The sequence below is a fragment of the Tsuneonella troitsensis genome, from assembly GCF_001441535.1.
Lineage (GTDB): Bacteria > Pseudomonadota > Alphaproteobacteria > Sphingomonadales > Sphingomonadaceae > Tsuneonella > Tsuneonella troitsensis.
In genome coordinates this window covers 1-22,388 of sequence record NZ_LMAU01000007.1, presented here as the reverse complement: position 1 = coordinate 22,388, position 22,388 = coordinate 1, and the positions used below count along the sequence as shown (strand labels likewise).

Sequence of the window (22,388 nt, the reverse complement as noted above, 5' to 3'; positions counted from 1 at the left end):
GATCTTCGCCGGGTCTGGCAGGCCGGGGCGGAATTGCCCCTGCGCTTCGGGGTCGCGGTATCGGGTGGACCCGATAGCCTGGCCCTGCTTCTCCTGACCCATGCACTCAGGCCCGACCATGTAGAGGCGGCGACGGTCGATCACGGCTTGCGCCCGGAAAGCGCTGGCGAGGCTGTGGAGGTTGCGCGCGTGTGCGCCGAACTGGGTGTCGCCCACAGCACAATCCCCGTGAGGGTTGAAGAAGGCAACATGCAGGAAGCCGCCCGCAAGGCGCGCTATGCCGCACTCGGCGACTGGGCGGCCGAACGCGGGCTGGTCGCCGTCGCGACCGCTCATCATGCCGACGACCAGGCGGAAACCGTTCTCATGCGGCTCAACCGGGCGAGCGGTCTGCGAGGGTTGTCTGCAATCCGCCCGGTCAACGTCATTCCGTCGACCGGAACGTTGATCGTGCGTCCGCTATTGGCGTGGACGAAGGCCGAATTGCAGCGCATCGTCACCGAAGCAGGGATCGCGGCAGTCGTCGATCCCTCGAACACGGATTTGCGTTTCGATCGAGCCAGGGTTCGTGCCGGCCTCGCTTCGGCGAATTGGCTCGATGCCGAAGGCATTGCGCGGTCGGCGGGCCACTTGGCCCAAGCCGAGCAGGCGCTCGGCTGGGCGGTAGAGCGCGAGTGGTGCGAGCAGGTTACCGAAAGCGGCGACGGCTTAGTCTATCGTCCCATCGACGCGCCCGAAGCGATCCGCCTGCGCATTTTCGAACGGATGATTGCTCTTAGCGGCGGTTCGCAGCCGCGGGGCGGCGAGCTGGCTGCTCTTTCCGAGCGACTGCGCGGCGGAGGCAGGGCCACCTTGGGCGGAGCGATCGTCGAAGTCGTGCGCGGCACCTGGACGGTCCGGCCCGAAGGCCCGCGCCGCTAGACGATCTTGTCGCCCATGCCCAGCGTTTCGCCTCGAGTGATGACGACCTTGTCGCCGGGCTTGGCGATCGCGAAAATCCGCGAGACGAATTCGTCAGGACCGGCGATGCAGCCGTGACTGGCATAGCCGTTTTCGACCTGGCTTCCGCCATGGATCGCGACGCCGTCCTGCGTAAGAAACATCGACCACGGCATCGGCGCGTTGTCGTATTTTTCCGATACGTTGTGCCTCTGCTTGCGCAGAATCGGGAAGGTGCCAATGGGCGTGGGATATTCGTCGGTGCCCAGAAGGACGGCGGCGGCACCGATTTCGTGACCGCCCTTGAACACCGAAAGGACTCGCGCCTCGAGGTCTACGGTCATGACGATGGGGCCATCGGGAACGTTGGCGTCGTCCCAGTGCCACTCGCCGTACTTGATCGGGCCGTCGATCGGCAGGATGCGCTTGACGATGAAGGGCTCCGCGTCATCCTCGGCGGCGGCGGATATCGGCGTCGGGGCAGGTGGTTGCGCCGCCGCAGCCTTCGGTGACGAGGCGCTGTCGTCGCCGATGCTCGTCACTAGGGCCGCGCCGCCCAGACCCAGAAGCACTGCTGCCGTTCCGCCACCGATCCACTTGAACATCGCATCCATGATCGCTGTATGCTTCGCGGGCTGCGGTTGTTCCACCCACGGGCGCGGCACGTCCCCCAACGGGACGGCAACAGTGAAAAGGTTAAGCCTTTCGGGCGACTTCCACCGACTTGTCGCCGAAATTGGATGGACCGAAACTGGTGAGGAAGCTGACATCGGCGGCATCGCGGCCAACGCCGATCTTCACCGTTTCGTGGGGCTCGGCCATGCCCGTCGCGTCGAGGATGTACCAGGCCCCTCCGCCCGGCGTCGTCTCGTCCGCCAGGAATACCTCGGCAACGGCGTGGAAATCGGGCGGGGTAACCCCGGGTGCAAAGCACGAGACGTAGCGGGCCGGGATCGTCGATGCCCGCGCAAGGGTGATCAGAACATGGGCGTAGTCGCGGCAGATTCCCCGCCGTTCCACGAACGTGTCGAGCGCGGTCGTGGTCGCGGTGCTGGAGCCTGGCTCGTAGGTAAAGTGCTTCGCGATCCAGTCTCGGATCGCCAGCGCCCGGTCGCCGCCCGAAGTCCCGCCGAATTCGTCCTCCACGAAGGACTGCAGCCGGTCGGCGGGACAGTAGCGCGAATCGAGCAGGTACTCGAGCGGATCGCCGGGCAGATCGTGCGGCGAAAGCTGCGCAAGACCGGCCAGGTCGGGGGTCAGTCGCCGCACATCGACCGTGGCATCGTACTCGACCTCGAAACGCCCCTCGGCCCTGACCAGCACACGTTCGCCGATCGCCTCGTGAGCAGGCACGCGTGCGCAGTCGTTGCCGCAGGTCAGCACGGTATTCGCGGACAGGATGACCTGCTCGGGAATCTCTGCAGCCTCGAACTGGAGGATCACGTCGGTCGGGTTGTCGAGCGAAAAGTCGAAGCGGGTCTTGATTGCGATGGTCATGGCGTGCCGAACGCCTGGCAGGAGAACCGGTTTCGCGCCAGACCTGTCTTTTCCGAAAAGCCCGCGCTAGTCGATCTGCACAACAAGGAGACGCAGATGCCGGGCCTGTGGTTCGATGAATTATCCGTGGGACAGACCTTCGATCACCCGATCCGCCGGACGGTGACCGAAACGGACAACCTGCTTTTCACGACGCTCAGCCACAACCCGGCGGCGCTGCATCTCGATGCCGAGTACATGAAGGATAGCGAGTACGGGCGGATCCTCGTCAATTCGTGCTTCACGCTATCGCTGATGGTCGGCGTGTCGGTGGGCGACACGACCCTCGGCACGGCGATCGCCAACCTGGGTTGGGACGAAGTGCGTTTTCCCGCCCCCGTCTTCGTCGGCGACACGCTGCGTGTCGAGACCGAGGTGATCGATCTGCGTGACAGCAAGTCCCGTCCCGAAGCGGGGATCGTGACCTTCGCCCACCGGGCGTACAACCAGAACGGCACGCTTGTCGCCAGTTGCAAGCGAAGCGGGCTTCAGCGGAGGAAGCCGGTATGAGCGGCCAGATGCGATCGTTGCTGTTCATCCCCGGCGACAGCGACAAGAAGCTCGCCAAGGTCGCCGGCTGCGGCGCCGACGCGGTGATCCTCGACCTCGAAGACTCCGTCACGCCCGCCAACAAGTCGGCCGCGCGCGACAAGGTCGCCGATTTCCTGTTCGGCTTCGATCGCGGCGCAGAAATTGCCCCGCAGCTTTGGGTGCGGATCAATCCCTTCGATAGCGGCCTTGCCGAAAGCGATCTCGCCGCAGTGGTTCCTGCACGGCCGGCCGGCATCATGCTGCCCAAGCCGGACGGCCCCGATGATTGCGCGAAGCTGTCGAGCCTGCTCGACCACATGGAACTGGCTCACGGGGTCAAGCCCGGATCGATCGGGATCATCCCGGTTGCCAGCGAAACCGCGATCGCTCCGTTCCGGCTGGGCGACTACGCGGCCGCGGGTTTGACCAGGCTACGTGCGATGACCTGGGGCGCGGAGGACCTCGCCGCCGCGCTCGGGGCTACCGGCAACCGGGGCGAGGACGGCGAATGGCTGTTCACTTACCGGCTAGTGCGATCCCTTACGCTGATGGCCGCCCATGCCGCGGGCGTTCCTGCGATCGAGACGCTGCACGCGGACTTCAAGGACGAGTCCGGCCTTCTCGCCACAAGTCGACAGGCGCGCGCGGAGGGCTTTTCGGGACGCCTTGCGATTCACCCGGCGCAGGTCGGCCCGATCAACGAAGGCTTCACTCCATCTGCCGGCGAGGTCGAAGATGCCCGCCGCGTCGTCGCGGCCTTCGCGGCCGAGCCTGGGGCGGGTGTCGTGGGCCTGGATGGCAAGATGCTGGACATTCCGCATCTCAAGGCCGCGCAGCGGACGCTGGGCCTCGCGGGCGAATAGTGCGGACCGCGCAGGGCATTCTCCGGATAGAGACGACCGGGACCGGGCTGATCGATATCACTTCGAAGGTTGCGGTCTGGCTCGCCGAGGCCCGGCTGGTGAAGGGCACGCTCACGGTATTCTGTCGCCATACCAGCGCGGGTGTGCTCATCAGCGAGAATGCCAGCCCGGCGGTCAAGCGCGATCTTCTGCGATGGTTCGACCGGCTCGCGCCCGAGGGTCCGCAGTACGAGCACGACGACGAAGGGCCCGACGACATGCCTGCGCACATCAAGGCCATGCTTACGGGAAATTCGCTGACCGTGCCGTTCACGGGGAACCGCCTGCTGCTTGGCACCTGGCAGGCGATCTACCTCGCAGAGCACCGCGCGCGCGGTCACCGCCGCGAGGTGGTGCTCACCGCGATCGGGGAATGACACGTCCGGATCATGAATAAGTATGCCCGCGCTATGCCCGAGGGCGCGCGGTTGCTAGGTCCCCGAGTACGGATCGTCTGTTCCGCAAGTCCAGGAAGATCATGATCGAAGCCCGTGCCAGCGCTGCCTTTACCGCCGACCGGCTGCTGTTGTTCGGCGCCACCGGCGACCTTTCGCAAAGGATGCTGCTGCCGTCGCTATGCGCACTCGCGCACGAGGGTCTTCTGTCGTCCGACCTGCAAATCGTGGGCACTGCGCGCTCGGCGATGAGCGACGACGAGTTTCGCGATTTCGCCGGCAAGGCGCTGGAAAAGTATCTCCCGGAAAATCGCCGCGGCGGGATGGAGGATTTCCTAGGTCGCCTAACCTACCAGCCACTCGATGCCTCATCTACCGACGGTTTCGCCGAACTGGCCCGAAAAGTGGGCCAGCCGGAGCAGGGCCTCGCAATTTTCCTGTCGACCGCGCCCAGCCTGTTCGAGCCGACCATCGCGGGCCTCGAATCCGCCGGGCTGACCGGTCCCAAGGTCCGCATCGGACTGGAAAAACCGCTCGGCACCGATTTGGCAACGAGTTGCGAGATCAACGACGCGGTGGCGGCAGCGTTCAGCGAGGACCGGATTTTCCGGATCGACCACTATCTCGGGAAGGAAACCGTCCAGAACCTCTTGGCGCTGCGGTTCGCGAACGTGATGTTCGAGCCGATCTGGAACGCCAACTACATCGATCATGTCCAGATCACGGTGGCCGAAACGGTCGGGCTGGAAAGCCGCGTGGCCTATTACGACGACAGCGGCGCGCTGCGCGACATGGTGCAGAACCACATGCTCCAGCTGCTCGCGCTCGTCTGTATGGAACCGCCTACGAGCTTCGATGCGACCGCGGTGCGGGACGAAAAGGTGAAGGTCCTGCGCTCGCTGCGCCCCGTGGGGCAAGGCGAGACGGTGACGGGGCAGTACCGTGCCGGTGCCATCGACGGAGCAGCAGTGCCCGGCTACGACGACGAACTGGGCAAGGACTCCGACACCGAGACCTTCGTCGCCATTAAGGCGCACGTCGACAACTGGCGGTGGAAGGGCGTGCCGTTCTACTTGCGAACCGGGAAGCGGCTGCCCGAACGCGTGACCGAAATCGTTGTCCAGTTCCGCTGTATCCCGTTCTCGATCTTCGAGGGGCGCGGCGCGAAGACGATGCCCAACCGCCTGGTCATAGGCATTCAGCCTGAGGAGAATATCTCGCTGCGGCTGATGGCCAAGGTTCCCGGCCTCGACCGCGAGGGGCTGCGGCTGCGACCCGTCCCGCTCGACATTTCGATGCCCGATGCCTTTGCCGGCGCGATGAAGCGGATCGCTTACGAGCGGCTGCTTCTCGACCTCGTCGAAGGCGACCAGACGCTGTTCGTCCGGCGTGACGAGGTCGAGGCGCAGTGGGAATGGATCGACGCCATTCGCGCCGGCTGGGCGGAGGCCGGCCTGACCCCGAAGACCTACACTTCCGGGGCCTGGGGCCCCAGCGCGGCGATCGCGCTGGCCGAGCGCGATGGAGTGAGCTGGCATGAGTAACCTCGACGATACCGTCCACCGCGTCACCCAGCGGATAATTGCCAACAGTGCGGGCACCCGCCGCCGCTATCTCGACCTGATGGAGCGCGAACGCGGCCGCGGGCCGGATCGCAATTCGCTCGGATGCTCGAACCTCGCACACGGATTTGCGGCGGCCCTGGAAGACAAGCCCGCGATCAAGGCCGGTCGCGCGCCGAACCTGGCAATCGTCACCTCGTACAACGACATGCTCTCGGCGCATCAGCCCTATGGCGCGTACCCGCCCCAGATGAAGATCTGGGCGCGCGAGGCTGGGGCGACTGCGCAAGTCGCAGGCGCAACCCCGGCGATGTGCGACGGAGTGACCCAGGGGCAGGACGGCATGGAGCTGTCGCTGTTCAGCCGCGATACCATCGCGCTGTCCACCGTGATCGCGATGAGCCACGCGATGTACGACGGCATGGCCTTGCTGGGCATATGCGACAAGATCGTCCCCGGCCTCGTGATGGGCGCGCTGCGTTTCGGCCACCTTCCGGCGATTTTCATCCCGTCGGGCCCGATGCCCAGCGGCATCGCCAACAAGGAAAAGCAGAAGGTCCGTCAGCTTTACGCAGAGGGCAAGGTCGGTCGCGCGGAACTGCTGGAGAGTGAAAGCGCAAGCTATCACAGTCCGGGGACCTGCACCTTCTACGGCACCGCCAACTCCAACCAGATGATGATGGAGATGATGGGCCTCCATGTACCCGGCGCAGCGTTCGTTCCGCCAGGCACGCCGCTGCGCCAGGCTTTGACGCGCGCGGCGGTGCACCGCCTGGTCGAGGTCGCCGACAAGCCCGAATTCGCGCTGGGCCGGACGGTTGACGAGAAGGCGATCGTCAACGCGGTCGTAGGACTGCTGGCGACCGGCGGATCGACCAACCATGCGATCCACTTGCCCGCGATGGCACGCGCGGCGGGGATCGCGCTCGACTGGAATGACATTTCGGACCTCAGCAGCGCCGTGCCGCTGATTGCGCGGGTCTATCCCAACGGGTCGGGGGACGTGAACCACTTCCACGCCGCTGGCGGCATGGGGTACGTCGTCAAGGAAATGCTCGAGGCGGGACTGGCACACCGCGACATCGCGACCGTCTGGGGCGGCGATCTATCCGACTATGCGAAGGAGCCTTGGCTCGACGGTGAGGCGCTCGCATGGCGCGAGGTCGGGGCCAGCGGGGACCCCGAAATGCTCGGCACCGTGAAGGCTCCATTCCATCCCGACGGCGGAATGCGGCTGGTCGAGGGCAACCTGGGTCGTGCCTGCTTCAAGACGAGCGCGGTCGATCCGCAGCGCCATACCGTCGAGGCGCCGTGCCGGGTATTCGAGACGCAGCACGCGGTGGCCGAGGCATTTGCCAAGGGCGAACTCGACCGCGATGTCGTGGTCGTCGTCCGCTTCCAGGGGCCGCGTGCGAACGGGATGCCCGAACTGCACAAGCTGACCCCGCCGCTCGGCGTGTTGCAGGATCGTGGCTACAAGGTCGCGCTCGTCACCGACGGCCGGATGAGCGGCGCCAGCGGCAAAGTGCCGGCCGCGATCCACTGCGTCCCCGAGGCGCTCGGGGGCGGTCCGCTCGCCCGGCTGCGCGATGGCGACGTCATCCGATTGTGCGCGAACACCGGTGCGCTTTCGACCGATGCGGACCTCGCGTCCCGCGAACCCGCTGTGCCGGGCGAAGTGCACGAAGGCGTGGGGCGCGAACTGTATGCCATGTTCCGGCTGGGCGCGGATTCGGCTGAACGGGGCGCGAGCGCCATGCTGGCGGCGGGAGGTCTGTGATGGAGATCGTAACAGTCGATATCGGCGGCACCCATGCGCGGTTCGCTATCGCCACGATCGCCGACGACGGCACGATCACTCTGGGCGAACCCGAAACGCTGCACACCGACGATCACGCCAGCTTCCAGACCGCTTGGGAGGACGTCCGCAAGAGCCGGGGCGGTAAGCTGCCCGATGCGATCGCGATGGCCATCGCGGGGCCAGTGGGCGGCGACGTGATCCGCTTCACGAACAACCCCTGGATCATCCGCCCGGCACTGGTGAAGGAGAAGCTCGGCGTCACGCGATATACCATCGTCAACGATTTCGAGGCGGTGGCCCACGCGGTGGCGCGGGCACCGGAGGACCAGTTCCTTCACCTGACCGGTCCTGACAGGCCGCTGGCCGAGTCCGGTACGCTAAGTGTGCTGGGGCCGGGGACCGGGCTTGGCGTGGCGCATCTCTGGCGCGACGGCAAAGGCGGGTACCATGTCCAGGCCACCGAAGGCGGTCACATCGATTTCGCGCCGCTCGACCAGATCGAGGACGCGATCCTTGCCCGCCTGCGCAAGCGCCATACCCGTGTGTCGGTCGAGCGTGTGGTCGCCGGGCCGGCGATCTCCGATATCTACCAGACCCTCGCAGCACTCGAAGGGCGGCCGTTGATCGAGGAAGACGACATCGCGATCTGGACTCGCGGGATGAGCGGGGAAGACAGCCTGGCCGCCGCGGCGGTCGATCGGTTCTGCCTGTCGCTCGGCTCGGTCGCCGGCGACATCGCGCTGGCCCAGGGCGGCTTCGGCGGGGTCGTGATTGCCGGCGGGCTTGGCTACCGTATCCGCGACACGCTGCTGAAGTCGGGCTTTGCCGAGCGGTTTCGCGCCAAGGGCCGTTTTGCCGAATTGATGGCTGCGATCCCCGTGAAGCTCATCGTCCATCCCCAGCCCGGCCTCTATGGTGCCGCGGCCGCCTTTGCCTCGGAGCACATGTGACTGACATCGCCTCCATCATGCGCACCGCGCCGGTGATCCCGGTGATCGTCATCGAGGATATCGCGCACGCTGTCCCGCTGGCGGAGGCGCTCGTGGCCGGGGGGCTACCGGTGCTGGAGGTGACCTTGCGCACCCCGGCGGCACTCGAGGCAATCCGTGCGATGCGACAGGTGCCCGGCGCGATCGTGGGGGCAGGGACGGTCACGAATCCCGCCCAACTTGCGCAGGCGCTCGACGCCGGAAGCCAATTCATCGTTTCGCCCGGATTGACCGAACCCCTTGGCAAAGCGGCCATCGCGGCGGGTATTCCGTTCCTGCCGGGTATCGCGAATGCTGGCGACATCATGCGCGGGCTGGACATGGGCCTGACCCACTTCAAGTTCTTCCCGGCGATGGCGGCGGGCGGGCTTCCCGCGCTCAAGGCGCTTGCGGCTCCGTTCGGCCAATGCCGCTTTTGCCCGACCGGGGGCATCGGCTTAGAGACCGCGGCAGAATGGCTGGCGTTCGACCCCGTGCTCTGCGTCGGCGGAAGCTGGGTGTCGCCCAAGGGTGCCCCCGATCGCGAGGTGATCGAACGACTGGCGCGAGAGGCTGCCGCGCTCGGCCGATGAAGACGGTCGCCGATCTCGTCGAGCGCCTCCGGGTGCATCATCGGCAGACAGCCGACACTCCCCTGTTCAACCCGGTATTCCAGCTTTCGCTTGACCTGTCGCGCGATCTCGAAAGCGGCGCGTTGACGATCGACGGGCTGGGCGCGATGGTGGCCGAACTCGAATGTTCCGGCCTAAAGAGCCGCGCCGATCGTCTCGAGGCGCTCGTTGAGCCGGACAAGGCCGATGCGACGATCGCGATGTTGGTCGCCGAGGAAGACGACTTCGATGCCTTCGCCGAGCGCTGGTCGCGCCCGCAACTCCATGCGGTCTTCACCGCGCACCCCACGTTCCTGCTCGCACCCGCGCAGTCCAATGCGATCGCCGCGGCGGCCAGTGACCGCGACGGCAGTGACGACGCGGTCTGCGCGGTCAGCGGAGAACGACCGGCGCTCACTTTAGACTTTGAGCATGGCGAGGCGATGCGGGCGATCGCCCACGCGCAGGATGCGCGCGACCGGATCGCGGAGCGCATATTCGAGCAGGCGCAGGCGCGGTGGCCGGACCGGTGGCGAGAGCTGGCACCGGTTCCTTTCCGTTTCGCGACTTGGGTCGGTTACGACATGGATGGCCGGACCGACATCAAGTGGCACACGTCGATCGCCTATCGGCTTGCGGAGAAGGCTCGGCGCCTGGGTCGCTATGCGGACTGTCTGGAAGGGATCGCGCCCGGTCACCAGCTTGTGGACCAACTGCGCCGCGCCGCCGCACACGCAGGACGCCACGCCACCGAATTCGAGGCCGACCTCTCCGATCCTGCGGCGCTTGCTGCTGCTGCGAATGGCCTTACTTCGGACCACCCCGACAAGCTGCTGACGCTGGCGCCGGTCATCGCGCAGATCGAAGCCGAGGCGGAAGCAGGCCCGCAGGCGGTGGCCTTCCGCACACTGGCCGCTGCCATGCGCGCCGATGGACTGGGCATGGGCTGGATCCATTTCCGGGTGAACGCGAGCCAGTTGCACAATGCGATCCGGCGCCGCTTGCCCGAAGGTCACGCGATCGAGATCGCCAGCAGAGGCGCGCTGGCGACCCTTCGCGCCATGCTCGCCGAAGTGCGCCCGCTCCGCGCCAATTTCGCGGCACTGGCCGTCGAAAGCTCGACTGCGATCCGCCAGTTCATCAGCATGGCGCAGATACTGCACCATGTGGATGCCGACGCGCCGATCCGGATGCTGATCGCCGAATGCGAACAGCCCGCAACCGTGCTTGCCGCGCTCTATTTTGCTGAGCTTTTCGGCGTGGCCGACAAGGTCGACGTATCGCCGCTGTTCGAGACCGAGAGCGCGCTGGAGCACGGCGGTCGCCTGCTCGATGCGCTGCTGGCCGAGCCTGCCTATCAGGCCTACGCGCGCCGGCGTGGACGGGTAGCGGTGCAGACGGGTTTCTCCGATGCCGGGCGCTTCGTGGGGCAGATTCCGGCAAGCCTGGCGATCGAGCGTCTACAGGGCCGCCTCGCCGCCGCGATGGAGGCGAACGGGCTGACCGAAGTCGCCGCGCTGATTTTCGACACGCACGGCGAGAGCATGGGGCGGGGCGCACACCCGTCCAGTTTCGCCGACCGGCTCGAATGGCCATTGTCGCCGTGGGCGCGGCGGCGCTTCGCGCGCGCGGGCATCGCGCTTGAGCCGGAAGTCAGTTTTCAGGGCGGGGACGGGTACCTGTTCTTTGCCACACCCGAACTCGCGCTCGCTACGCTGACGAGGATCGCCGCTCTCAGCCCGGCTCAAACCGACGTGCAGGCGCCGGTGGACCCGTTCTATCGCCGAACGGACCTGAGCCTCGACTTCTATCGCGCGATCAAGGACCACCAGCGCGAACACCTGGAGAGTGGTACCTACAGCCGGGCGATCACCGCATTCGGACTGGGGATGCTGGTCGAAACCGGCAGCCGAAAATCGCGCCGCCAGTCTGACCTTGCGGCCGACCGCGACATGAACCTGCGTCAGATTCGCGCGATCCCGCACAACGCGGTTCTGCAGCAGCTCGGCTATCCGGTTAACGTGATCGCGGGCGTCGGCAGCGCCGCCGACGGCAATCTCGAGGAATTGGCCGGGCTGCTACGGGACAGTGCGCGGGGGCGTCAGATCGTCCGGCTGCTGCGTGCTGCCAACGCGCTCGCCAGCATCAAGACGGTGGCGGCATACGGCGAACTGTTCAACTCCGCCTATTGGGCCAGCCGGACCTATCGCGGAACGGAGGAGCACCTCGCTCCTGCCTGCGCGGCGCTTGCCGAGTATCTGACCAAGGATGACCGGAACGGAGTGTTCCGACGTCTGGCCTCGCGGTTGCGGGTCGATGCCCTTAAGCTCCATCGCTTGCTCGAGCTGGTGCCTGACGACAGCCCGCTCGCAACGCGCGAACAGGTGCGGCGCGAGATAGGCGTGCTCCAGTCGCTGCGCCTTGCCCTGTTGCAGCACATGTTCTTGAAAGCGGTGAGTATTCCTGCCTTCAGTCGCGCGAACGACATCAGCCGCGATGACGTGCTGGAAATGGTGTTCACTCTAAGGATCGACGATGCGCTGGCGCAGCTCCGCAGGGCCTATCCTGCACAGGTTGCCAGGGCCGCCGACTTCGAAGTGGACGAACCGGGGGAATACCCGGATGGCGAGGCGGAAGGGTACGCTTCAATTCACCGCGATTTCATCGACCCGATCGCAGCGGCGCAGGCCCTATCGCTAAGAGTGTCGGTGGCTATCGCCAATCTGTTCGGCGCGCACGGCTGAAACTGTATCTTCAGGCGAGCGCGTCGAGCTCGTGCTCGACGTGAAGTAGTCCTTCACCGTATAGATACGCCGGATCGAAATCGCCGTGTCTTTCCAGCGCCTCCCGGTCCCTGACCACCACGAGGCCGCGGCGAAATTCGGCGACATCGTCGCGGCGCAGTTCGGCAAGCGCGCGGTTCATATGGATCGGCGTGGTCCCGCACATGTCCGCAAGATCGGTCTGGGTGAGAGGGGATCGAAAACCGCTTTGTCGCCCCAGCCCGACCATTTCGAGCCGCTTCCAGATTTCTGCGATACGATGCGAGACGCGGCGGCTTGCTTTCAGCTGCTGTAGCTTGAGCGTCCACTGCCGATGGATCGCGGCATCCAGCAGCGTCGAAAACCAGAACAAGCGCGACAGGTGCGGTTCGTTTTCGTGTATCCGCGCGATGGTGTCGTGCGAAACGTAGCCCACCTTCGTCCGCCCCAAGGTCACGATGTCGTGATCGAGTCGCTTCAACGCGTACGCATGAAGGTCGACGAAGTCGCCCGGAACCTGAATGCCGACGACATAGCGTCGATCGTTCTCGATAATAGTGCGCAGGATAAATCCGTCGATCAGCATCGTGGAACGGGACGTAGGCTCCCCCCGCGCCAGAATTCGGGTGGGTTTGTCGAAATCCCGGACCTCAGCGATTGAGGCTTCCAGGATCTCCTTCTCCCGCTCTCCCAGTGCGTGGCGGGATCGTCCCATCAGGAAACGACCCGTCAGCGGGAATCTCGTTACATCGTCCACCATGCCCTGACCCTATCGGTCGAGACGGGTGTTCGGTTCCGCATCATTGAAAAAAAACAGCATCTTTTGTTAATCGCCGGTCATGGGACGACTGCAACATTAGTCATCCGCGCGTCACATCCCGCCTGCATTCCGTCGCTCTAACGCCCGGGGGCATCGATGGACGTGGTCAATATTTTCCTCACCGACCGTAACGCCGAAACGATGGACGACTTCGTTCACGCCGGCCGGCGCTACACATTTGCGCGGATCGACGCCGCTGGGCCGCAACGACTGGTCGAAGGACCCGTCTGGGCGTTTGTCGACTGGGTGCTCGACGATCTAGCGGGGCTGGAGATGTGTCGCCGGCTGCGGTCCGATCCGCGCACCAGCGAAGCGCACATCACCATGGTGCTGGAAGCCGACGATCCGGACGATCGTCGCCGCGCACTCAAAGCGGGGGCGGACGATTACATGCTCGGCCCGGTGGACCGGAATGCCGTACTGGACCGGGTCATCGCAGTCGATCCGCTGCAGCAACAGCGAAGGATCGGCCAGCGCTTCGAAGTGGGCGACCTGACTATCGACATGACGGCCCTGCAGGCCCGCTGGAGCGGAAAACCGCTCGTCCTGCCGCCAAACGAATTTCGACTGCTGCTGTTCTTCGCGGAGAACCCGAACCAGGTCATGACCCGCGAACAGCTTATCGCAGGCCTCGGCAAGCAGGAGCCGGCGATCGATGCTCGCACGGTGGATGTGTGGATCGGCCGCCTTCGCAGGGCGCTCAAGACTGCCGGTGCGGGCAACCCGCTGCGCACGGTCCGCTCTCTGGGCTACGTGCTCGATCTGCTTTGAAGTTCTGGCTTTATATTAGAGCGGACGACCGGGCGGCTCGTGCCGCCCGGTCACCCACTCATTAGATTCCGGCATTAGAACTTGGCGCTCAGCGATGCGGCGAAAGTCGTGCCGATGTCGTAGTTGTTGATCCGGGCAATGCCGGTTCCGTAGTCCTGCTCTTCGATGTGTCCGCGTCCGAATACGTTGCGGGCCTCGAACTTGATTTCCATTTCGGCAAAGCCCGGCCACTCGAAACCCTGGCGTGCGACGATGTCGAGATTGATTCCGGGCCGCTCGATGATGTCCGGATCGAGCACGCCGCCGGTATTGGCGCCGCGCGAGGTGACCCGTTCGCTGGCATAAGTGAGCAGGAACGTCAGCTGCTCGAGCCGGTCGGTGTTCTCGATGCCGAACTGAAGGTTGGCGAGGTGCTCCGACTGACCCGTAAGCGGGCTGCCGTCCGTGAAAACCTGGCTTGCCGGGGCGATCAGCGGACTGTCGATGTTGCCCGGGTAGAGGATCGTCTCGTCGTCGGCGCCAACCTGCAGCTTCGATTTGCTCCAGGTGTAGTTGGCCGACAGCGCGAGGCGGAACGGGGCCAGCCCGTCGCCCAGGCCGCCGAGCCCGATGTACTTCACCACTTCGGCTTCGACACCATAAAGCGTGGCCTTGGGTGCGTTGGCGTTGGTAACCTGCAGCGTCCCGGCGCCGTCGATCGTCGCAATCGTCTCGATCGGCGCGTCGAGCGACTTGTAGAAGCCGGCGATCGAAATGCGCTCGCCGCGTGCCGGATACCATTCGATCCGGGTCTCGGCATTCCACAGGATGCTGTCCGTGAGGAACGGGTTTCCGGAAAGGAAACGGTCGGATTCCACGTCGAGAACCGGGATCGTGCCCAGCTCGCGGAACTGCGGACGCGCGATTGTCTTCGAGCCGTGAAGGCGGAATTGGAAGTCTTCGGCGAAGTTCCACGTCGCCGTCGCGGCGGGCAGCCAGTAGTCGTTAGCCTTGCGGATCACGGCCTCGTTGCCGGCCCCCGACGGATTGTTGCCGTAGAGATCGGGGAGCGTGAGCAGCTGAACCGCATCCTCGTAGCGCACGCCCGCTTCCAGCCGTACGCCGGTCGCCACCTCGACGTCCGCGCGCACGTATGCGCCGTGGACGGTCAGGTCGCCGCGATATTCGGTCTGGCCAAACGCGCGGTTAACCTGGCGCAACCCGATATCCTCGAAATCGATCAGCGCGGGCGTCAGCAGCGCATAGATCGGCAGGTAAGATTGCCCGGTGCCGGCAATCGGAGCGCCCCCGTCGTTGTAAAGGAAGTTGAGGCTCTGAAACGTACGCTGGGTGTCGCTGTAGGCATAGCCGACCGACAGCTTGCCGTTGATCAGGCCGGTCAGATCGTAGCCGATATCGCCGCCACCGGCCCACACCGTTTCGTCGAGTTCGCTGAAGATCACGCCGGTCGGGGTGCCCAGGTTGACCGCATATCCGCCGGTCGAGCCGACAAACCGGTATTGCGTCGTGCGCTCATACGGCGAATCGCGTTCGGACTTCGAATAGCTGCCGCGCAGGTCCAGCTCGACCGCGCCGAATTCGAACTCACCGACCGCCTGCGAGGTGATCAGCTGGCGCTGTACATAGCTGCTTTCATAGCTGAGCGCATCGTACGGGCCGGTCAGGCGATCGTCCTCGAGATCCTCGAACGGGGTCTGGATGCTCTCGAAAGAGCCGCGCACGCGTGCCACCTTGGACGTATCGCGGATGAATACGTTAGTCAGGCGGATCTTGTGTTCCTGCGGGAAGTCCAGCCCGAGCGCGAGGAGCCCGCTCGCCTGCACGCGGTTCTCGGTCCGCACGCCATAGCTGCTGGTGAACAGCGAGCCGGCAGTGGCGGTTTCTTGCGTCGCGCCGCGGGTACGCCAGCCGTTTGAGAAGCTGGCCGAGGCGATCGCGCCGAACCGCGTGTCGCCGATGTCGGTGGCGTACCCGCCCGCAAGCGAGGCGCTGAAGTTGGCCGGGATCTGGTTGTTGCGCTGGAGGATAAGGGTGTCCTCGTTCTCCAGCACGCCGGCGTCGACCAGTTCGCCGCCATTGTCGCGCAACGCAGCGGGCAGGTCGCGCGTGCCGTCGTCGAAGCCGAAGACGTCGCGCTTGCTGCCGTAATAGGTATAGCCGAGCTGCGCGGTGGTCTCGCTGTCCCCGCTGATGCCGATGCCGGCCGTCAGGTAGTTCTCGTCGGGTAGCGAGGCGGTCGTCAGGTTGATCGCGCCGCCGCCGAATTCACCCGGATAGTTCACCGAATAGCTCTTCTGCACGACCGCGCTGGACACGATGCTGGTCGGGAAGATGTCGAGCGGCACCACCCTGCGCAGCGGCTCGGGCGACGGCAGCGCCAACCCGTTGAGCAGCGCCAGCGAATAGCGATCGCCGAGGCCGCGAACGAACACGAAGCCGTTGGTGTTGACCGACAGGCCGGTCACGCGCTGCAGCGCGACCGCGATGTCGCCGTCGCCGGTGCGGGCGATTTCCGCCGAAGACAGGACGCTGACGACCTGCGCGGTGTTGCGTACCGGCTCGGGAATGAAACGTCCGGTAACAACGATTTCAGCGCCTTCGGAGCCGGGGGTCGATACCTCGACCTGCTCTTCCGTCTGGGCGTCGGTCGCTTCGGGCGAGGTTGCAGGCTCGGCAACCTGCTCGCCGGTGGTCGGCAGGGGCTGGGGTTCGGCCTGGGCGAGTGCAGGTGCAGCGGCAAGGCCGGTCCCTGCGAGGAGAGCGGCGGCGAAGGGTCGCAGGCGGCGCATTGTGGGTTCCCCCGAAAAATGGACGGGGAGGAAGCGCCGCATGCGCCGCCTCCCCGCCGGATACGGTCTGATCAGAAAACGCGGATGTCGGTGCAGCCCAGGGCGCCGCGCAGGTCGGCGACGTCAGAGTTGCACGTCCAGTCCCGTGTCCACGTGTCGTTCGGGCCGCTGAAGGCGCCGATGTAGTTCACCGTCGTCAGGAAGCTGCTGATGGAGCCGAGGCTGGTCGCCGCGACGACCGCCGATTCGTTGGCGCCGTTGGCGATGCGCCCCACGCTCGATCCGGTCAGGAACTGCAGCGTGTTGGTGAAGGCGCGGTTGACGTTCGAGTTGGCCGGGTTGTTCAGCGCGGCATCCTCGAAGGCGTCGGCGTCGCTATCGATCAGAAGCTGGCAGTCGAAGACCACCGACAGGAACCGCGGCGGGCCGCGATCGGCGGTTCCGTTGTAGGTTCCGGCAGCCTGTACCGTTTCGGCGTTGTCGACGTCGAGGCAACCGGTCGTTCCACCGGAGCGGGCGACGACGATGCCGTTGATGAAGTCGACGTCCGCGCCGCCGCGCAGGCGGATGGCGGGTTCGTTCGGGGTGGTCTGGAGCAGCGTGAAGTTCGCCAGCTTGAGGTACTGGCGAGGGCTGGCGTCGTTCGTGCCCGAGCTGTCGATCTCAAGCATCGTCTGTCCGCCGATGCTGTCGCCCACGTTGCCGTTGGCGCGGCGGACGGCGAGCATGAACTGGACCGAACCGATGTAGCCGTTGTCGGTATCGAGCGAATCGTCGGCGATGCCGGTCATCACCAGGTGGTCCATGTTCTGGGTTCCACCGAACGATTCGATACCGTCGTCGAGGCTGTTGTGGATCTGGATGTACGACATCACGGTGCCGGAGCCGACGCCGCCGGTGGTGATGCCCTGGACTTCGCTGCCGCCCGAGCCGACGCCGGTGAAGTTCACCTGGACGTACCGCAGGATGCCCGAGTTGTCGTTGCTCACGTTGCCGCCGAACAGGGTGTCCTGCGACACGCCTTCGGCTTTGCGCCAGCAGCCCGCCGATCCGCCGACGGTCGAAGTCGAAACGGTCGGGTCGCAGCGCGAGATCGGCGCGCGGCCGTGGATGATGAGGCCGCCCCAGAGGTTGTCGGTCGCCTCGGTCAGGCCCGACCCGGTCAGGTTCTGCAGGGCGGTGAAGATGATCGGCTGCGCCTGGGTGCCGTCCGCATTGAGGCGCGAGCCGCGGTTGACGATCAGGGTGGTCTCGCGCGTTGCGGCGAAGACGGTAACGCCCGGAAGGACGTTCAGGGTGCCGGCGGTGCCGCCGGTGAGGTCGATGTCGCGGCCCACGTCGGTCCGTCCGCTGATCGAATACATGATGCCGTCGGCCCGGCGACCGCTGAGCGTCAGGGTGCCGGTGATCAGGTTGGGAACGACGCAGTTACGGATCGTGCCGCGCCCGTTTTGCAAGGCGACGGTCCCGGCGTCGGTCGTGCCCGGGGTGCAGGATGCAGCCGCGGTAACCGAACCGCCGGGGACGCTCGTCGGCGTCGGGGTCGGCGTCGGAGCCGGGTTGACGATGATCGGACCGCCCGGTGCGACCACGTCGTCGGCGCCGCAGGCGGCCAATGCGAGTGCGCTGCATCCGGCAAGGACCAGACCCTGAAATCTCTGCACGATTGAATTCCCCTCATGTCGAAAGAACAGACGATCCGTGATCGCCGCGACTCGCGAACTAGGGGGACTAAGTGACGGTTTCTTTGCAATATTACGGCGATACGAATACGACGTAACTATGACTCGCGAATGACGTATCGGTCGCAATGTGGCGGTACGCGGGCGGCACGCCTACAAGCTGAGCTAGGTCGAATATTACAAAACAATGACAATGTTTCAGATATGTTGCACTTCGCGCGATCCAGTAGCATTTTGCATCCATAACGAACGTGGGAGAGTGAAATGTCTGCTTTGCTGGTCGCGGCGATCTTGGTGACCGCCCCCCTGCCCGACGTGGAGCAGGTCGATGTCGCTTTCGACGATGTGGCCGCGGGACGAAACGCCGCAGCGATCGCGCAGATCGAGAGTTCGGCAGGTGATGCAGTCGATCATCCCGCCAGCCTTATCAATCTTGGCGTGGCATACGCCCGTGAAGGCGACCACGCGCAGGCGCGCCGCCTGTTTGAACGCGCCGCTAAGATGAACCGGCACTATCAGCTGGAAACCGCTGGGGGAGCTTGGGTGGACAGCCAGGCGCTGGCCAAGCGCGCGCTTGCGGCTCTCGATCGGGGTGCCTTCGCGTCCGGCGCAACCCGCACCGCGCTTCGCTAAAAACATACAATCCTTCGGGTTTCGTGGCCCGCCGGTTTGCGCCGGCGGGCCTTTTTATTGTCTGCAAGGCGAACAGGACGGTTCAGGAATCTGTCACCCCGCTGTCATTTAGTGTAGGCACTGGGGCCCGGACGACGGAGGTATTCCATGATTCTCGCCAAGGCGGGCACGTTTGCTGCGTTTGCGCTGTTCTGCGCCGCCGCTCCCGTGCGCGCCGATGTGCTGGAGATCGGACCCGCCGGGCCGCGCTGGATAGCCGGGGCGCTTGCTGTGGCAGCCGCCGATCCCGCCGCGCCGGAACAGGACGCCGCCGCTCTGGTCGAACTCTCGGGTGATCATGTCGTACCCCCTCACGCGATCGCCGACGCGGCGGCGCACGCCGGCATGGTACCCGCCTTATACGCCGCCAAGGTGGCCGAACTCGCCGGCCGGTTCGATCTCAGTCCCGCTTTGATCGAGGCGATGGTCTGGCAGGAGAGCCGGTGGAATGCGTCTGCCAGGTCGCCCGTGGGTGCCCGCGGGCTCGCCCAGCTGATGCCCGGCACCGCGCGGTACCTGGGTGTCGACCCCGACGATCCATTCGCCAATCTCGAGGGGGGCGCGCGCTACCTTCGCGAGCAGATGGACCGCTTCGACGGGAACATCGAAAAGGCGCTGGCCGCCTACAATGCCGGTCCCGGGCGTGTGATCGCCGCTGGCGGCATTCCGCGCATCCGCGAAACGCAAGGATACGTCGCCGCGATCATGGGGCGCCTGTCCGATCACTCACGAAAGCCGAACTGACACTCATGCATCGCTTGACCCGCCTTCTCCCCGTTGCCCTGTTGGCAATGCCGACCGCTGCCTTTGCGCAGGATCCCGCCGGTTCCGGTCCGATCGTCGCGGCGCTTTCCTGGTTGCAGGGCACCCTGCTCGGTAACGTTGCGACCGCGGTGGCGGTGATGGCGGTTGCCGCGATCGGGTTCATGATGCTGACCGGCCGTCTCAACTGGCGCTTCGGCGCGACGGTGATCATCGGGGTGTTCATCCTGTTCGGATCGGCGTCGATCGTCGCCGGCATCCAGGGCGCCGCTGCGGCGAGCTGAGCGATGGAACTGGTCCGCCACCCCGTCCACCGCGCGCTGACCCGCCCGCAGATGTTCGCCGGGGTGACGCTCAATTATTTCATCATCGTCTGGCTGTTCGTATCGTCGGAATTGTTCTTGATCTTCAAGAGTTTCTGGATCATTCCGATCCCGATCATCCTCCATGCGATCGGCTATTTCGCCTGCCTGCGCGAACCCCGCATCTTCGACCTTTGGCTCACCAAGGTCAGCAAGTGTCCCCGTGTACCCAACTGGAAGCGCTGGGGCTGCAACAGTTACGCCGCCTGATGGAAGGATTCGGCGAATGAAGAAATGGATCGGCGCCGCCGCCTGGAGCGCGAAGGAAGCCCGCGCTGGCGACCGCCTGCCCTACGCCCGCCTCATCGACGGCAATACCGTGCTTTTGCGCGACGGTAGCGTGATGACCGCTCTGCAGGTCCCCGGACTGCTGTTCGAGACCGAGGATTCGGACGCGCTCAACCACCATGCCGCGACGCGTGAGGTGATGCTGCGCTCGACGCTCGATGCGCGGTTCGTGCTGTATCACCACGTCATTCGCCGCCGGGTGCAGATCGAGCTCGACGCGGAGTTTCCCGATCCCCTCAGCGCGCACATCGACCGCCGCTGGAAAGAGCGGCTGGGCAGTGGTTCGCTGTTCGTCAACGATCAGTTCGTCACGCTCGTTCGGCGACCGGCGCGCGGCAAGGCGGGCCTCGCCGAAAAGGCGGCGAAGATGTGGAGCAGGAAGGGGCAGCGGGAAGTCGACGCCGATCCCAAGGACGTGCGCGCCTTAAGGGCGGCGGCCACCGGGCTCGTCGCCTCGCTGCAGGCTTATGGCGCGACGATGCTCGACGATTACGAGGGCCCGAGCGGCGCCCTCAACAACGAGATTCTCGAACTGCTGAGCGCGCTCTACAACGGCGAGATGCGCCCGGTGCGCCGTCCGGCCGACGAGACCGACATCGGCCAGATGCTGCCCTATCGCCGGGCGAGCTTCGGCCTCGACGCGATGGAGCTGCGCGGCAGCGGCGAACCGGACTTTGCCGCGATCCTCAGCCTCAAGGACTACCCCGAGGCGACCAGCCCTGGCCTGCTCGACGCGCTGCTGCGCCAGCCGTTTGAGATGGTTGTGTCCGAAAGCTATGCTCCGTCCGAACGCACGACGGCGCGCGAGCGGATGGACCTGGCGATCCGCCGCTTGAAGAGCGCCGACGAGGAGGCGATGGCCGAGCGGCACGACATGCTCGCCGCCCGCGACGCGCTGGGCAATGGAGCTGTCGGTTTCGGCGACCACCACCTCACGGTCCTCGTGCGCGAACGGACCTTGCCGCTTCTGGACGAGGCGACCGCCGCCTGCGCCGCGGCGCTGGCCGATACGGGCGCCATCGTGGTTCGGGAGGATACCAACCTCGAGCCGGCGTTCTGGGGCCAGTTTCCCGGAAACGAGGGCTATATCGCCCGCCGCGCGATGATCTCGAGCGCCAACATGGCGAGCTTCGGGTCCTTGCACGGCATGGCGCTCGGCCAGGCCGAGGGGAACCACTGGGGCGATGCGGTCACGCTGCTGCAGACGACCAGCCAGACCCCGTTCTTCTTCAACTTCCACAACGGCGACCTCGGCAACTTCACGGTCATTGGTCCCTCGGGCTCCGGCAAGACGGTAGTGATGAATTTCGTCGCCGCGCAGGCGCAGAAATTCAGCCCTAGGACGATCCTTTTCGACAAGGATCGCGGTGCAGAACTCTTCATTCGGGGCATCGGCGGGCGCTACGACCGGATCGCCAGCGGCGAACCCACCGGATTCAATCCGCTCGCTCTTCCCGACACGCCCGGCAACCGCGCCTTCCTGCGCGACTGGCTGGCGGTGCTGCTGAAGGCCGATGGACCAGAGGAACTGGCGACGATCGCCGGAGCGGTCGATGCCGCTTATGCCAACGATGCCGGATTGCGCAGGTTGAAGCATTTCCGCGAACTGCTGTCGGGCGCCAAGCGGCCGCAACCGGGTGACCTGGCCGACCGGCTCTCCGCCTGGATCGCGGGCGGCGAGCATTCGTGGCTGTTCGACAACGCCGAGGACAGGCTCGATCTGGGTGCGCGCGTGCTCGGATTCGACATGACCGCGCTGCTCGAGAATCCGCGCTTGCGCACGCCGACGATGATGTACCTGTTCCACCGGATCGAGGAACGGCTCGACGGCAAGCCGACGATGATCCTGATCGACGAGGGGTGGAAGGCGCTCGACGACGAGGTGTTCGCGGCCCGCATTCGCGACTGGCTCAAGACCTTGCGTAAGCGCAACGCGCTGGTCGGCTTTGCCACCCAGTCGGCGCGCGATGCGCTGGATAGCCGCATCGCCACCGCGCTGGTCGAGCAGACGGCGACGATGATCTTCATGCCCAACGCCCGCGCACGGGCGGAGGACTATTGCGACGGTTTCGGACTGACCAGCCACGAGCTTGCCCTGATCCGCTCGCTGCCGGCCCACAGCCGCGCGTTCCTCATCCGCCAGCCCGATGCGAGCGTCGTGGTAAGGCTCGACCTTTCCAACGCGCCCGAAGTGCTTGCGGTGCTGTCGGGCCGCGAGGGCACCGTCCGCCGTCT

General features: G+C 65.5%; 20 protein-coding genes. 15 read left to right on the top strand and 5 right to left on the bottom strand.

The genetic code is table 11. From position 1 onward, the window contains the following. The first annotated feature begins 33 nt into the window (after positions 1-33). Entirely contained in the window at positions 34-921 is an 888-nt protein-coding gene (gene tilS / locus AR323_RS13405) for a tRNA lysidine(34) synthetase TilS (RefSeq protein WP_161808763.1), read from the top strand. Here the strand turns inward: tilS and AR323_RS13400 are convergent. Together AR323_RS13400 and AR323_RS13395 are read right to left on the bottom strand one after the other, a co-directional pair. Continuing rightward, a complete protein-coding gene (locus tag AR323_RS13400; RefSeq protein WP_235510636.1) occupies positions 918-1,589 on the bottom strand; it encodes a L,D-transpeptidase family protein in 672 nt (223 codons plus the stop codon). The genes tilS and AR323_RS13400 overlap by 4 nt on opposite strands. A 46-nt stretch (positions 1,590-1,635) precedes the next feature. After that, positions 1,636-2,436, bottom strand: coding sequence for a transglutaminase-like domain-containing protein (locus AR323_RS13395; RefSeq protein ID WP_057884495.1), 801 nt, complete (start codon positions 2,434-2,436; stop codon positions 1,636-1,638). A 96-nt stretch (positions 2,437-2,532) separates the two neighbouring features. On the opposite strand from AR323_RS13395, the gene AR323_RS13390 reads away from it, so the two are divergent. The 8 genes from AR323_RS13390 (at position 2,533) to AR323_RS13355 (ending at position 11,989) form a co-directional block, all read left to right on the top strand. After that, positions 2,533-2,985, top strand: coding sequence for a MaoC family dehydratase (locus AR323_RS13390; protein ID WP_057884607.1), 453 nt, complete (start codon positions 2,533-2,535; stop codon positions 2,983-2,985). After that, on the top strand, positions 2,982-3,869 hold the full coding sequence (locus AR323_RS13385) for an HpcH/HpaI aldolase/citrate lyase family protein (RefSeq protein WP_057884494.1): 888 nt from the start codon (positions 2,982-2,984) through the stop codon (positions 3,867-3,869). Before AR323_RS13390 ends, AR323_RS13385 begins: the two co-directional genes overlap by 4 nt. Next, the gene (locus tag AR323_RS13380) at positions 3,869-4,285 is read left to right on the top strand and encodes a secondary thiamine-phosphate synthase enzyme YjbQ (protein ID WP_057884493.1); all 417 of its coding nucleotides are present in this window, start codon (positions 3,869-3,871) and stop codon (positions 4,283-4,285) included. The genes AR323_RS13385 and AR323_RS13380 overlap by 1 nt, the downstream gene beginning before the upstream one ends. Before the next feature lie 101 nt (positions 4,286-4,386). Then, on the top strand, positions 4,387-5,847 hold the full coding sequence (gene zwf, locus AR323_RS13375; protein WP_057884492.1) for a glucose-6-phosphate dehydrogenase: 1,461 nt from the start codon (positions 4,387-4,389) through the stop codon (positions 5,845-5,847). Then, a complete protein-coding gene (gene edd, locus AR323_RS13370) occupies positions 5,840-7,645 on the top strand; it encodes a phosphogluconate dehydratase (RefSeq protein WP_057884491.1) in 1,806 nt (601 codons plus the stop codon). Before zwf ends, edd begins: the two co-directional genes overlap by 8 nt. Further along, the gene (glk, locus tag AR323_RS13365; protein ID WP_057884490.1) at positions 7,645-8,616 is read left to right on the top strand and encodes a glucokinase; all 972 of its coding nucleotides are present in this window, start codon (positions 7,645-7,647) and stop codon (positions 8,614-8,616) included. The genes edd and glk overlap by 1 nt, the downstream gene beginning before the upstream one ends. A 17-nt stretch (positions 8,617-8,633) precedes the next feature. Continuing rightward, positions 8,634-9,227, top strand: a complete 594-nt coding sequence (gene eda / locus AR323_RS13360) for a bifunctional 4-hydroxy-2-oxoglutarate aldolase/2-dehydro-3-deoxy-phosphogluconate aldolase (protein WP_057884489.1) — start codon at positions 8,634-8,636, stop codon at positions 9,225-9,227. Further along, the gene (locus AR323_RS13355) at positions 9,224-11,989 is read left to right on the top strand and encodes a phosphoenolpyruvate carboxylase (protein ID WP_057884488.1); all 2,766 of its coding nucleotides are present in this window, start codon (positions 9,224-9,226) and stop codon (positions 11,987-11,989) included. Before eda ends, AR323_RS13355 begins: the two co-directional genes overlap by 4 nt. A gap of 10 nt (positions 11,990-11,999) precedes the next feature. Here AR323_RS13355 and AR323_RS13350 read toward each other — a convergent pair whose 3' ends face one another. Beyond that, positions 12,000-12,767, bottom strand: coding sequence for a Crp/Fnr family transcriptional regulator (locus tag AR323_RS13350; protein WP_057884487.1), 768 nt, complete (start codon positions 12,765-12,767; stop codon positions 12,000-12,002). Between the two features lie 156 nt (positions 12,768-12,923). Here AR323_RS13350 and AR323_RS13345 point away from each other — a divergent pair, with 156 nt between their 5' ends. Beyond that, positions 12,924-13,598 (top strand): response regulator transcription factor, encoded by a 675-nt coding sequence (locus AR323_RS13345; RefSeq protein WP_057884486.1) that lies wholly within the window; start codon positions 12,924-12,926, stop codon positions 13,596-13,598. Positions 13,599-13,672: 74 nt separating this feature from the next. Here AR323_RS13345 and AR323_RS13340 read toward each other — a convergent pair whose 3' ends face one another. After that, entirely contained in the window at positions 13,673-16,387 is a 2,715-nt protein-coding gene (locus AR323_RS13340; protein WP_057884485.1) for a TonB-dependent receptor domain-containing protein, read from the bottom strand. 71 nt (positions 16,388-16,458) lie between these two features. Continuing rightward, positions 16,459-18,051 (bottom strand): hypothetical protein, encoded by a 1,593-nt coding sequence (locus tag AR323_RS13335; protein ID WP_152980358.1) that lies wholly within the window; start codon positions 18,049-18,051, stop codon positions 16,459-16,461. Between the two features lie 282 nt (positions 18,052-18,333). Between AR323_RS13335 and AR323_RS13330 the strand changes: the two genes are divergently transcribed. The 5 genes from AR323_RS13330 to AR323_RS13310 all read left to right on the top strand — a co-directional run. Continuing rightward, positions 18,334-18,702, top strand: a complete 369-nt coding sequence (locus AR323_RS13330) for a tetratricopeptide repeat protein (protein ID WP_057884483.1) — start codon at positions 18,334-18,336, stop codon at positions 18,700-18,702. A gap of 147 nt (positions 18,703-18,849) precedes the next feature. Then, positions 18,850-19,485: a lytic transglycosylase domain-containing protein gene (locus AR323_RS13325; protein WP_057884482.1), complete on the top strand. Its 636-nt coding sequence runs from the start codon at positions 18,850-18,852 to the stop codon at positions 19,483-19,485. Between the two features lie 5 nt (positions 19,486-19,490). After that, positions 19,491-19,787 carry a TrbC/VirB2 family protein gene (locus AR323_RS13320; RefSeq protein WP_057884481.1) on the top strand — a complete coding sequence of 99 codons (297 nt, stop codon included), beginning with the start codon at positions 19,491-19,493 and terminating at the stop codon, positions 19,785-19,787. A gap of 3 nt (positions 19,788-19,790) precedes the next feature. Then, positions 19,791-20,075, top strand: a complete 285-nt coding sequence (locus AR323_RS13315; RefSeq protein WP_057884480.1) for a type IV secretion system protein VirB3 — start codon at positions 19,791-19,793, stop codon at positions 20,073-20,075. Between the two features lie 16 nt (positions 20,076-20,091). Then, positions 20,092-22,388 (top strand): VirB4 family type IV secretion/conjugal transfer ATPase (locus tag AR323_RS13310; RefSeq protein WP_057884479.1); only part of this gene is annotated, 2,297 nt, incomplete at its 3' end.